This window comes from Achromobacter sp. MUI-25009338 (assembly GCF_057359325.1).
In genome coordinates, this window is sequence record NZ_CM170627.1 from 1,478,015 (window position 1) to 1,489,747 (window position 11,733).

Sequence of the window (11,733 nt, forward strand, 5' to 3'; positions counted from 1 at the left end):
CTTGTTTATTCAGGGTGGTTTCGCTCAGCCGACCTGGCGGTCGCGGCCGGTCCAGTACCGGCTTCTGATGGTCTTGCGGTCGATCTTGCCCAGCGCCGTGAGCGGCAGCCGGTCTTCGAACACCACGGTCTTCGGCGCATTCACCACGCCTTTGTGCCGGGTCACGTATTCGATGATCGCGGCGGCGTCGGCGCGCGCGCCGTCCTTGAGCACCACGATCGCCGTGACGGCCTCGCCCCACTTCTCGTCGGGCACGCCGATGACGGCGGACAGCGCGACGTCGGGATGCTGCGCCAGGCAGTTCTCGACTTCGCTGGGATAGACGTTGAAGCCGCCGGAGATGATCATGTCCTTCACCCGGTCGACGATGTACAGATAGCCCGCGGCGTCCATGCGCGCCATGTCGCCGGTGTGCAGCCAGTCGCCCGCGAAGACCTTGTCGTTTTCTTCCGGCCGGTTCAGATAGCCCTCCATCACCAGCGGGCTGCGCACGCAGAGTTCGCCTATCTCGCCCGTGGGCACTTCCTGCAGGTTCGCGTCCAGCAGCTTCACCTGGTTGCCGGCGATGGCCTGGCCGCAGGAGCGCAGCAGTTCGGGACGCCCGGGGTCGTGGTCCTGGCGGCGCAGGTAGCAGATGGTCATGGGCGCTTCGGCCTGGCCGTACACCTGGCCGAATACCGGGCCGATCCTGCGCAGCGCGTCCAGTAGCCTGGACGGCGCCATGGGGGCCGCGCCATAAAGAACCAGTTCGAGGCTGGAGCAGTCGCTGGCGGCCAGCGCCGGATGGTCCAGCAGGCCGTAGATCTGCGTCGGAACCAGGAAGGTGAAATTGATGCGGTGGCGCTGCACGCGCTCCAGAAAGCCGGCTGGCGTGTACTTGTCGCTCAGGTAGACGGCGCCGCCGCGCAGAAAGGTCGGCAGGATCAGGCCGCCCGCTGCGTGCGAGATCGGCGTGGTCACCAGATACCGCACATGCCGCGGCCACTCGTACGCGCCCAGCATTTGCAGCGTCATGGTGACGGCGGTGCGATGAGTCTGCAGAATGCCCTTGGAACGGCCGGTGGTGCCGCCGGTGTAGGACAGCTTGGTGATGTCTCCGGGCCGGGCGTCCAGCGGCAGCTCGCCGCCGTCCATCGCCGCCGCTTCCCGGACCATGCCGCCGTCCAGCGGCAGCACCATGGGCACCGCGCCGCGCGCCTCGATGGCCTGGGCGCGTTGCGCGTACTTGCTGTCGTCGACCACCAGGGCCCGCACCTGCGCGTCCTGCAGCACGAAGACGTGGTCCTCCTCGGAGGCCATCGGGTGCAGGGCGACCGACTTCAGGCCGATGAACTGCGCCGCGATGATGGCGGCGATGGCCTCGGCGCGGTTGCCGACGAGAAAGGCAATGGCGTCCTGCCGTTGCAGGCCTTTGGCGCGCAGCAGCCGCGCGTAGCGATGGCACATCGCCTCCAGCTCGGCGTAGGAAAGCGCGGCCTCGTCGGAGACGATGGCCGGGGCATCGGGAAACGCCCTGAACGACGTACGGTACAGGGCGGCGACCGTGGCGCCTTCATGCAGGGAATCGTGGGGAAGGCGCATCGGGTCTCCGTTGTTCTTTTGGTACTGAAATCTATGTTTCAGTACCGATTTGAAATGACAAACGGTACTGTGTCAATATTGTTGGTACCAAAACAGGGGACTCCCGGACTAGGTGTTTTACCTAGGCGTCGTAGAATGCCCCCTCTCATCCACAGGCAAGCGGCGATACATGGCGAAACGACGTACCGACGAGGTTTTCATCAAGGAACTGACCGCGTTGCTGATCGTCGAGGGCGTGTCCGCGCTGACCATTGCCGACATTGCGCAGCGCATGCAGTGCTCGCGCCGGCGTCTCTACGAAATCGCGCCCACCAAGGAAGAGCTGTTCGTCAATATTTGCCGGCAGGTACTGCAGGGCAACCTGGAGAAAGGGTTTGCCGCCGCGCGCGAGCAGGCCGACGGCGCCAGGGCGATCGCGGCCTATCTGCACGCGACGCTGAACGCATCCGGCCTGAGCAAGGCGGCCCTGACCGACCTGGACGCGACCGAGAGCGGCCGCGCGGTGTTCGACGCCTATCAATTGGCGCGGGTGCGCGGGCTGGAGTCCATGATCGAAGAGGGCGTGCGCCAGGGACTGCTGGCGCCGCACAATCCGCGCGTGCTGTCGGAAGCCATCCTGGGCGCGGCGCACCGCCTGAGGAACCAGCGGTTTCTGGAGGAAACCGGCCTGACGATCGGCGCGGCCTTCGCCGAGTTCTACGAAGTCGTGCTCAACGGCCTGCTGGCCAGGCCGCCGGCCGGCACGTGATTTCGGACAGCGGAAATTGACCGCCGAACCGGGAATGGTTCCATCCGTTCGCGCCGAGATGGCCCTATCGCGTTCGGGCCAGGCTTCCTATCATGCCAACTATCCGGGCGCGCCGCCGCGCCCGCACCGCCCAGAAATTATCAGGAGACACGATGAACGGCGCTGACAGCCTTTGCGACACCTTGCTTGCGAACGACGTGGACGTTTGCTTCGCCAACCCGGGCACCTCGGAGATGCACTTCGTGGCGGCGCTGGACCGCAAGCCCCGGATGCGCTGCGTACTGGGCCTGTTCGAGGGCGTGGTGACCGGCGCGGCCGACGGCTACGCGCGCATGGCCGACAAGCCGGCCGCGACCCTGCTGCACCTGGGACCGGGGCTGGGCAACGGCCTGGCCAACCTGCACAACGCCAAGCGCGCGCGCACGCCGATGGTGAACATCGTGGGCGACCACGCCACCTATCACGTCCAGTACGACGCGCCGCTGACCAGCGACGTCGAGGGCGTGGCGCGGCCGATGTCGCACTGGGTCAAGCGCACGCTGACGGCCGGCGCGCTGTCGGCCGACGCGGCCGAGGCCGTGGGCGTGGCGCGCCAGGCGCCGGGCAACGTGGCCACGCTGATCCTGCCGGCCGATACGGCCTGGACCGAGCTGCCGGAAAACACGCCGCCGGTGCTGGCGCCGCGCACGGCGCCGGCGCAGACGTCGGCGCAGGCGGTGCGCGCGGCCGCCGCCGCGATCCGCTCGGGCGAAAACGTGACGCTGATGCTGGGCGGGGCCGCGCTGCGCGAACGCGCGTTGAACGCCGCCGGCCGTATCGCGCGCGCCACCGGCGTGCGCCTGATGTCGGAAACCTCGAACCGCCGCGTCGAGCGCGGCGGTTCGCGCACGCCGGTCGAGCGCCTGCCCTATGTGATCGACCTGGCGGTGTCCAAGCTCAAGGACGTGCGGCATCTGGTGCTGGTCGGCGCGCGGGCGCCGGTGGGCTTTTTCGCCTATCCGGGCAAGCCCAGCCTGCTGGCGCCGGCCGACTGCAACCAGGTGGTGCTGGCTTCGGCCGAACAGGACCTGGCGCACGCGCTGGAATGGCTGGCCGACGAACTCGGCATCGCCGCCGACGCGCCGCGCCTGGCGCCGCCGGCCGCGGCCTACGAGGTGCCGCAGTCCGGCCGCCTGACCGGGGCGGCGGTGAACATCCTCATCGCGCATACCTTGCCGGAACAGGCCATCGTCTGCGACGAGTCCATCACGCAGGGCCGCGAATTCCCGATCTACAGCGCCAGCAGCGCGCCGCACGACTGGCTCGTGCTGACCGGCGGGGCCATCGGCATCGGGCTGCCCCTGGCGACCGGCGCGGCCGTGGCCTGCCCGGACCGCAAGGTCGTCACGCTGCAGGCCGACGGCAGCGGCATGTACACGCTGCAGGCCCTGTGGACCCAGGCGCGCGAGAACCTCGATTGCCTGACGGTGATCCTGGCCAACCGCTCCTACGCCACGCTGCATGGCGAAATGAAGAAGGTCGGCGTGGAGGAGCCCGGCCGCAACGCCCGCCGCATGCTGGACCTGCAGGAGCCCCACCTGGACTGGACGCACCTGGCGCGCGGCATGGGCGTGGAGGCGGTGAGCGTGGACACCGTGGAAGGCTTCGCGCGCGCGCTGCAGGAAGGCCTGAAGCGCCGCGGCCCGTTCCTGATCGAAGCGGTGATCTAGACGCCCAGGTGGCGGGTGAGCTGCTCCGGTTCGCGCGCCAGCGCGGCGCTGTCGCCGTCGCGCACGATCAGGCCTTTTTCCATGACCAGGCAGCGGTCGGTGTGCGCCAGCACCGCGCGGTAGTTGCGGTCCACGATCAGCGTGGACATGCCGCTGGCGCGGATCTGGCGGATGATCTTCCAGATCTCGGCCACGATCAGCGGCGCCAGGCCCTCGGTGGCTTCGTCCAGGATCAGCAGTTCGGGATTGGTCATCAGCGCGCGGCCGATGGCCAGCATCTGCTGCTCGCCGCCCGACAACTGCTGCCCGCCGTGTCCGAGGCGCTCCTGCAGCCGCGGAAAAGTGTCCAGCACGCGCGCGTAGTTCCAGTCCTGGCGGCCGCGCCTGCCGGGGCGCGCCGCGACCTGCAGGTTTTCGCGCACGTTGAGGTTGGGGAAGATGCCGCGTCCTTCCGGCACGTAGGCCACGCCCAGCCGGGCGATGGCGTGCGGCTGGGCGCGGGTGCAGTCGCGGCCGTCGACGCGCACGCTGCCCTGCGCGCATCTGACCTGCCCGACCAGGCTGCGTATCAGAGTGGTCTTGCCCATGCCGTTGCGGCCCACCAGCCCGACGGACTCGCCGGGCGCGATATGCATGTCGACCCCGCGCAGCACGTGGCTGGCGCCGTAGTAGACGTGCAGGCCGCCGGCTTCGATCAGCGTGTTCATCGTCCGGCTCCGGCGTCGGCGTCCTCGCCCAGGTAGGCGGTGCGCACTTCGGGGTTGGCGCGGATCTCCTGCGGCGTGCCGCTGGCGATGGCGCTGCCGTTGACCATCACGGTAATGGTCTCGGCCACGCGGAAGACCGCGTCCATGTCGTGCTCGACCAGCAGGATGGCGTGGCCGGACTTGAGCGTCTGCAACAGCGCCAGGATGCGGTCGGTTTCCTCCGGCCCCATGCCGGCCAGCGGCTCGTCCAGCAGCAGCACCTGGGGCTCGCCCGCCAGGCACATGGCGATTTCGAGCTGGCGCTTGCGGCCGTGCGGCAGCAGCCCGGCCGCGCGCGGCGCGTCGTCGGCCAGCCCGGTGCAATCGAGCGCGTGGCGCGCCAGTTCGGCGCTGCGGCGGCAGTCGGAGGCCGGCCGCCACCAGCGCCAGAACCGCTGCCGGCGCGCCTGCGCCGCGAGCCGGCAGTTCTCCAGCACGCTCAGCTCCGGGAAGATGGTCGAGCGCTGGTAGCTGCGGCCCAGGCCGGCGCGCGCCCGCTCGGGCTGGCGCCAGGCGGTGACGTCGCGCCCGTCCAGCATGACCTGGCCGCTGCTGGGCGCCAGTTCGCCCGACAGGATGTTGATCAGCGTGGACTTGCCGGCGCCGTTGGTGCCGATGACGGCATGGACCTGGCCGCGCCGCAGGCCCAGCGAGACGCCGTTGACCGCGGTGAGGCCGCCGAAGCGGCGCGTGACGGCGCTGGCGGCGAGCAGGACTTCAGACATGGGGCTCTCCCTGTATGGGCAGGCGCGCCGGCGGCGCCGGACGGCCGGGCGTGGCGGCTTCCGGTCTGGGAACGGCGCCGGCGGCGCGCGCCTGGCGGCGTCGGCGCAATTGCGCCGGCAGGCCGGCCAGCCCGTCGGGCAGCAGCGCCACCAGCGCGATGATGGCCAGGCCCAGCGGCAGGTGCCAGTGGCTGGCGTAGTCGCCGAAGATCGCCTGGGACTGGAACAGTTCCTGCAGCAGCACCAGCGCCACGGTGCCCAGCACCGCGCCGCCCAGGCTGGCCATGCCGCCCAGGATCACCATCAGCAGCACCAGCCCGGACTGCTCCCAGGCCAGCAGCTCGGGCGTGACGAAGCCGTCCTTGAGCGCGAACAGAAAGCCGGCCAGGCTGGCCAGCGCCGCGCCCACCACATAGGCGGTGAGTTTGTACGGATAGGTCGAATAGCCGGCCGCGCGCATGCGTTGCTCGTTGATGCGGATGCCGGCCAGCGCGGCGCCGAAGGCCGAGCGCCGCAGCAGGGCCAGAAAGCCCCAGACCAGCGCCAGGCAGGCCAGCACGAAGAAGTAGAACGTGCGGGCCTCGCCCAGGTCCAAGGGCATCCAGCCGGCCACCGACAGTTCGGGCCGGAAGTACAGATAGATGCCGTCGCTGCCGCCGCCCACGTCGGTATCGTGGAACACGTAGTAGGCCATCTGCGAGAACGCCAGCGTGACCATGATGAAGTACACGCCGCGCGTGCGCAGCGCCAGCGCGCCGGTGACCGCGGCATAGCTTGCGGCCGCCAGCACCGCGGCCGGCAGCAGCCACCACAGGCTGGCCGCCTCCGACTCGGGCGACAGCAGCGCCGCGGTGTACGCGCCGATGCCGAAGAAGGCGGCATGCCCCAGGCTGACCAGTCCCGCGCCGCCCACCAGCAGCTGCAAGCTGAGCGCGAAGATGGCGTAGATCATGAGCTTGACCGCCAGGCCGGTGTAGTAGTCGCTGCCGCTCCAGGCGAAGGCCGCCAGCGCCAGCAGGGTCAGGGCGGGTAGGAATCGGTTCAACATATTCAGCCCTGCTTGAACAGCCCTTCGGGCTTGCATAGAAGAATGAACGCCATCAGCAGGTACACCAGCACGCCGGCCGCGGACGGGAACAGCACCTGCCCGAAGGTCTCGACCACCCCGACCAGCATCGCGGCCAGGAAGGCGCCGCGCACCGAGCCGATGCCGCCGATCACCACGACCACGAAGCACACGATCAGCACGCCGTTGCCCATGCCGGGATAGACGGAAGAGACCGGCGCGGCGATGCTGCCGGCCAGCGCCGCCAGCGCCACGCCGGCCGCGAACACCAGCCGGTACAGGCGGTTGACGTCGATGCCCAGCGAGGCGGTCATTTCGCGGTTGCTGGAGCCGGCGCGCAGCATCATGCCCAGCCGGGTGCGCGCGATCACCCAGTACAGCAGCAGCGCCACCGCGATGCCGACCGCCGAGATGAACAGCCGGTACACCGGATACGTCATGACGCCGCCCAGCGGGATGCTGCCCTGCAGCCACGCGGGCAGCGGCACGCCGTGCACGTCGTTGCCCACCAGGATGCTGCGCAGCTCCTCGAAGACCAGGATCAGGCCGTAGGTCATCAGCACCTGCTGCAGGTGGTTGCGCCGGTACAGATAGCTGAAGAAGGCGGCTTCCAGCAGATAGCCCAGCACGGCGGCGGCCACGACGCAGACCGCCAGCGTGGCCAGGAAGCCGCCGCCCAGCCAGCGGTCGACAGCCGGCCCGAGCGCGAACGCCATGTAGGCGCCGATCATGTAGAAGCTGCCGTGGGCCAGATTGATGATGCCCATGATGCCGAAGATCAGCGTCAGGCCGCTGGCCACCAGGAACAGCAGCAAGCCGTACTGGAACGCGTTCAGGCTCTGGATGAGCAGGATGCCGATGTCCATGGGGCCTCCCTGTGGCCGGTGCGCGTTGCGGGATCAGAGCTTGCAGCCGCGGGCCGGGTCGGCCAGCTTGGGCACGGCGACCTCCACGACCTTGTTCTCCATCCCGTCGACGCGGCGCAGGTAGATGTCCTGCACCGGGTTGCCGGCCGCCGACAGCGTGAAGGCGCCGCGCGGGCTGTCCACGGTGGCCCCGCGCATGGCCTTGCGGAAGGCTTCTTTCTTGCCGAAATCGCCGTTCACCGCGGCCAGGCCCGACTGCATCAGCTGGGCCGCGTCGTAGCCCTGTACGGCATAGACGTCGGGCTGCATCTTGTAGGCCTTGGCGTAGTCGGCGCGGAAGGCGTTGTCGCGCGGCGTGTTCAGGCCGTCGGCATAGTGCAGCGTGGTGAGCAGGCCCTGGGCCGACTCGCCCTGGGCCTGCAGCGTGCCGTCGGTGAGAAAACCCGAACCGTACAGCGGGATGGTCTTGCCCAGGCCCGCGGCATGGTAGTCCTGCACGAACTTCACCGCGCCGCCGCCGGCGAAGAAGGTGAACACCATGTCGGGCTTGAGCGCCGCGATCTCGGTCAGGAGCGGCTGGAACTCGACGTTGGGAAACGGCAGGCTCAGTTCCTTGACCACCTTGCCGCCGGCCTTCTCGAAGCCTTCCTTGAAGCCGCCGATGGCCTCGTCGCCGGCCGCGTATTTCCAGGTGATGGTGACGGCGGTCTTGTGGCCCTTGGCGTAGGCCACGGGACCCATGGCGTAGGCCGGCTGCCAGTTGGTGAACGAGGTGCGGAAAATGCCCGGACTGCACAGCGGGCCGGTGATGGCGTTGGCCCCAGCGTTGGTGACGATCAGCGTGGTGTCGCTGTCCTTGGCGGCCTTGGCCAGCGCCATCGCCACGCCCGAGTGCACGGTGCCGATCAGCACGTCGACCTTGTCGCGCTTGATCAGGCGGTTGGCGTTCTCGGCGGCCTTGGCCGGATTGGACTCGTCGTCCACCTTGAAATACTCGATCTCGCGTCCGCCCAGCTTGCCCCCTTGTTCGCCGACGTACAGCCTGAAGCCGTTCTCGATGGCGTTGCCAAGCGCGGCGTAGGTGCCGCTGTAGGGCAGCATGAAGCCGACCTTGATCTTGTCGGCCGCCTGGGCGCCGCCGGCTGCGAGCATCAGGGCCGCGGCGAGCGCGGTCCGGGTCAGGGCGTGGTTCATGGTGAGTCTCCGTGCTTTGTTATGGGCCGACGCGGGGTCAGCGGGGTTGTTCCAGTCCGCCGACGAAACCGGCGACGGCCTGGGTGACGCGGGCGGGCTGGTCCTTGTGCGGCGAGTGGCCGCAGTCCGGTATCTCCAGCAGTTCGGTCTGGGGCGCGAGGCGGCGGATGCCGCGGATCTGCGCGAGCGTGCCGTACTCGTCGTCCAGGCCCTGGATGGCCAGCACCGGACAGGCGATGCGCGACAGGTAGGGTTCCAGGTTCCAGGCGCGGAAGGCGGGATCGAGCCAGATGTCGTTCCAGCCCCAGAACGCCGAATCGGCGTGCGCGTGATGGCGGCCCAGCCGGGCCGGCAGGTCCGTCTCCAGATAGGCGCGGCGCGCCTGCGCGATGCTGGCCACCGAGACGTCCTCGACGAAGATGTGCGGGGCGGCCGCCACCACGCCGGCCACGGCGTCCGGGTGCATGGCCGCGTACAGCAGCGCGATCGAGCCGCCGTCGCTATGGCCGTAAAGCACCGGCCGGTCGCGCCGCGCGTCCACGTCCAGCGCGCGGAGCAGGGCGGGCAGCACCTCGCGCGCCTGGTCGTGCATGAATTCCACCGGCCATTTTTCCTGCGCGGGCCGCGGCGTGGAGCGCCCATAGCCGGGACGCGAATACACCAGCCCGCGGTAGCCGCAGGCTTCGCACAGCTGGCGCGGCCAGTCCTTCCACATGGAGACCGACCCCAGGCCTTCGTGCAGGAAGACCAGCAGCGGCGCGTCCGGGCGGGCGGCGGCGATCCACTGGTATTCCAGGCGCAGGTCGCGGCCCAGCGCGTGGATGTCGGCGCAGGCGATTGCGTCGGGATTCATAGCGACGCCTCGGCCAGCTGCCGCAGGCGGAAGCGCTGGATCTTGCCGGTGGCGGTCTTGGGCAGCTCGTCGGTGAAGTCGATGCGGCGCGGGTACTTGAAGGGCGCCAGGTGCTGCTTGACGTAGGTCTGCAGCGCGGCGCCGGTGCTGGCGTCGGGCTGAAAGCCGGGGCGCAGCACCACGTAGGCGCGCGTCTTGACCAGCCCGTCGTGGTCCGGCACGCCGATCACCGCGGCCTCCAGCACGGCCTCGTGCTGCACCAGGATGTTCTCCACCTCCACCGGCGAGACGTACTGGCCGCTGACCTTGATCATGTCGTCGCTGCGCCCGGCATAGGTGTAGTAGCCGTCGGCGTCGCAGGTGTATTTGTCGCCGCTCTTGAGCCAGTCGCCCAGGAAGCACTGGCGCGTCTTGTCGCGGTTGTTCCAGTACATCAGGGCCGCGCTGGGGCCCTTGATGTACAGGTCGCCGATGGCGCCGGCAGGCACCGGCGCGCCGCTGTCGTCGCGCAGTTGTACTTCATAGCCGGGCACCGGCTTGCCGGTGGTGCCGTAGCGCAGCTGCCCGGCCTGGTTGGAAATGAAGATGTGCAGCATTTCCGTCGAGCCGATGCCGTCCAGGATGTCGCAGCCGAAATGGCGCGTGAAGCGTTCGCCGATGTCGCGCGGCAGCGCTTCGCCCGCCGAGGTACAGATGCGCAGCGCGAGCTGTTCGCGCGCCGGCAGGTCCGGCGCGGCCAGCATGCTGGCGTAGAGCGTGGGCACGCCGTAGAACACGGTAGGGCGGTGGCGCGTCAGGCGCTGGAACACCGCCTGCGGCGTGGGGCGTTCGCTCATCAGGATGACGGTTGCGCCCACCGACAGCGGGAAGGTCAGGCCATTGCCCAGGCCGTAGGCGAAGAACAGCTTGGCCGCCGAGAACACCACGTCGTCTTCGCGGATGCCGAGCACCGGCTTGGCGTAGAGCTCGGCCGTATGCCACAGGTTGCCGTGGGTGTGGACCACGCCCTTGGGCTTGCCGGTGGAGCCGGACGAATACAGCCAGAACGCGATCTCGTCGGACAGCGTGCGCACGGCCGGCGCCAGCGGCGCGGCCGCCAGCAGCGCCTCGAATTCATGCGCGCCGGCGGGCAAGGGGCCGGCCGGCTGCGACACCACCACGTGCTCCACGTCGGCGCCGGCCTGCTTGATCGCGGCCTGCACGGTGGGCAGCAGCGCGCCGGAGACGAACACCGCGCGCACCCGGCTGTGGCCGATGATGTAGGCGTAGTCGTCCGCGGTCAGCAGGGTGTTGACCGCCACCGGCACCACGCCGGCGTGCAGCGCGCCCAGGAACACCACGGGCCAGTCCGCCGTGTCCTGCATCAGCAGCAGGACGCGTTCCTCGCGGCGCAGGCCCAGGCCGCGCAGGGCGCCGCCCAGGCGCGCCACGCGCTCGGCCAGCTCGCCGTAGCTGAGCTGGCGGTGGTCGTCGATATAGGCGGGCTTGGCGGCGCGCGCAGCGTTCAATGCCGCCAGGTGGCTGGCGAAATTCAGTTCGGCGGGACAGGTGTTCACGGTTGTCTCCTGGTGTCCTGGTGGGCGGATGCCGCGCTCTTGTCTGTTTATTGGTCGGGAAGGGCGGCGCTAGCCGCGCGAGAACTCGATGGCGCCGCCCGGCAGCAGGTACAGCACCAGGGCGCGCCCGCCCGTCACGGTAGGGCTGTGCGCGCTGCCGGGGCCGTAGACCAGCCAGCCGGCGCCGTGGCCGTCGAAGCGGGCGCCTTCGGTCAGCGGCATGATCATGTCGATCTCGCCGTTGGGATGCGCATGGTGGGGACCGGCCAGGTCGTCCATGTCCACCACGTCGACCGAGCAGTCGGCCAGGTCGGGGGCGGGCTTGATCACGCGGCCGTAGCGGATGCCGCCGCCCTCGCGCGAGCACATCCAGCCGTCGGCCACGCCTTGCCGGCAGGCCGCGAAGATGTCCTGGTACAGCGCGCTGTGGGGGCCGGCCTCGCGGTTCAGCCGGGCCTGCAGCCCGGCGTCCAGTTGCTGGCCGGCGGCCAGGCGCGCGACGTCGCGCATCAGGGCATGGAATCGATCTGGCGTGGTCACCGGGGCTCCTCCTTTACACTTATCGGCGCTTTTCGAAGCGGATGAATTCCACTGCTGTTTTTTTGCCTCTGACCGGCAGTTGAATTCACTTGAGTGAAAAATAGTGCTTCCATTGATAATGGTCAAGCACTATAGTGCACAAAACAATG

11 protein-coding genes are annotated in these 11,733 nt (G+C 69.2%); 2 read left to right on the plus strand and 9 right to left on the minus strand.

From position 1 onward, the window contains the following. Positions 1–24: 24 nt before the first annotated feature. Complete coding sequence (locus AC1IQ6_RS07030) at positions 25–1,581, minus strand: AMP-binding protein (protein ID WP_485866053.1); 1,557 nt, start codon at positions 1,579–1,581, stop codon at positions 25–27. 169 nt (positions 1,582–1,750) lie between these two features. Here AC1IQ6_RS07030 and AC1IQ6_RS07035 point away from each other — a divergent pair, with 169 nt between their 5' ends. Then, on the plus strand, positions 1,751–2,329 hold the full coding sequence (locus AC1IQ6_RS07035) for a TetR/AcrR family transcriptional regulator (protein ID WP_102773617.1): 579 nt from the start codon (positions 1,751–1,753) through the stop codon (positions 2,327–2,329). A gap of 152 nt (positions 2,330–2,481) precedes the next feature. Then, the gene (locus tag AC1IQ6_RS07040) at positions 2,482–4,038 is read left to right on the plus strand and encodes an acetolactate synthase large subunit (RefSeq protein ID WP_102773616.1); all 1,557 of its coding nucleotides are present in this window, start codon (positions 2,482–2,484) and stop codon (positions 4,036–4,038) included. Here the strand turns inward: AC1IQ6_RS07040 and AC1IQ6_RS07045 are convergent. The 8 genes from AC1IQ6_RS07045 to AC1IQ6_RS07080 form a co-directional block, all read right to left on the minus strand. Continuing rightward, the gene (locus AC1IQ6_RS07045; protein ID WP_102773615.1) at positions 4,035–4,745 is read right to left on the minus strand and encodes an ABC transporter ATP-binding protein; all 711 of its coding nucleotides are present in this window, start codon (positions 4,743–4,745) and stop codon (positions 4,035–4,037) included. The genes AC1IQ6_RS07040 and AC1IQ6_RS07045 overlap by 4 nt on opposite strands. Next, positions 4,742–5,509: an ABC transporter ATP-binding protein gene (locus AC1IQ6_RS07050; RefSeq protein WP_102773614.1), complete on the minus strand. Its 768-nt coding sequence runs from the start codon at positions 5,507–5,509 to the stop codon at positions 4,742–4,744. The genes AC1IQ6_RS07045 and AC1IQ6_RS07050 overlap by 4 nt, the downstream gene beginning before the upstream one ends. Then, the gene (locus AC1IQ6_RS07055) at positions 5,502–6,557 is read right to left on the minus strand and encodes a branched-chain amino acid ABC transporter permease (RefSeq protein ID WP_485866054.1); all 1,056 of its coding nucleotides are present in this window, start codon (positions 6,555–6,557) and stop codon (positions 5,502–5,504) included. The genes AC1IQ6_RS07050 and AC1IQ6_RS07055 overlap by 8 nt, the downstream gene beginning before the upstream one ends. Positions 6,558–6,559: 2 nt before the next feature. Further along, positions 6,560–7,441, minus strand: coding sequence for a branched-chain amino acid ABC transporter permease (locus AC1IQ6_RS07060; RefSeq protein WP_102773612.1), 882 nt, complete (start codon positions 7,439–7,441; stop codon positions 6,560–6,562). Between the two features lie 33 nt (positions 7,442–7,474). Next, positions 7,475–8,635, minus strand: a complete 1,161-nt coding sequence (locus AC1IQ6_RS07065; protein ID WP_102773611.1) for an ABC transporter substrate-binding protein — start codon at positions 8,633–8,635, stop codon at positions 7,475–7,477. 37 nt (positions 8,636–8,672) lie between these two features. Then, positions 8,673–9,488 carry an alpha/beta fold hydrolase gene (locus AC1IQ6_RS07070; protein ID WP_485866055.1) on the minus strand — a complete coding sequence of 272 codons (816 nt, stop codon included), beginning with the start codon at positions 9,486–9,488 and terminating at the stop codon, positions 8,673–8,675. Continuing rightward, entirely contained in the window at positions 9,485–11,044 is a 1,560-nt protein-coding gene (locus tag AC1IQ6_RS07075) for a benzoate-CoA ligase family protein (RefSeq protein WP_485866056.1), read from the minus strand. The genes AC1IQ6_RS07070 and AC1IQ6_RS07075 overlap by 4 nt, the downstream gene beginning before the upstream one ends. 69 nt (positions 11,045–11,113) lie before the next feature. Continuing rightward, on the minus strand, positions 11,114–11,584 hold the full coding sequence (locus tag AC1IQ6_RS07080; protein ID WP_102773608.1) for a 4-hydroxylaminobenzoate lyase: 471 nt from the start codon (positions 11,582–11,584) through the stop codon (positions 11,114–11,116). Between the last annotated feature and the right edge of the window lie 149 nt (positions 11,585–11,733).

Excerpts from the sequence above, each read along its gene's own strand:
- AC1IQ6_RS07030 (WP_485866053.1), bottom strand. The coding sequence starts at position 1,581 with ATGCGCCTTCCCCACGATTCCCTGCATGAAGGCGCCACGGTCGCCGCC.
- AC1IQ6_RS07035 (WP_102773617.1), top strand. The coding sequence starts at position 1,751 with ATGGCGAAACGACGTACCGACGAGGTTTTCATCAAGGAACTGACCGCG.
- AC1IQ6_RS07040 (WP_102773616.1), top strand. The coding sequence starts at position 2,482 with ATGAACGGCGCTGACAGCCTTTGCGACACCTTGCTTGCGAACGACGTG.
- AC1IQ6_RS07045 (WP_102773615.1), bottom strand. The coding sequence starts at position 4,745 with ATGAACACGCTGATCGAAGCCGGCGGCCTGCACGTCTACTACGGCGCC.
- AC1IQ6_RS07050 (WP_102773614.1), bottom strand. The coding sequence starts at position 5,509 with ATGTCTGAAGTCCTGCTCGCCGCCAGCGCCGTCACGCGCCGCTTCGGC.
- AC1IQ6_RS07055 (WP_485866054.1), bottom strand. The coding sequence starts at position 6,557 with ATGTTGAACCGATTCCTACCCGCCCTGACCCTGCTGGCGCTGGCGGCC.
- AC1IQ6_RS07060 (WP_102773612.1), bottom strand. The coding sequence starts at position 7,441 with ATGGACATCGGCATCCTGCTCATCCAGAGCCTGAACGCGTTCCAGTAC.
- AC1IQ6_RS07065 (WP_102773611.1), bottom strand. The coding sequence starts at position 8,635 with ATGAACCACGCCCTGACCCGGACCGCGCTCGCCGCGGCCCTGATGCTC.
- AC1IQ6_RS07070 (WP_485866055.1), bottom strand. The coding sequence starts at position 9,488 with ATGAATCCCGACGCAATCGCCTGCGCCGACATCCACGCGCTGGGCCGC.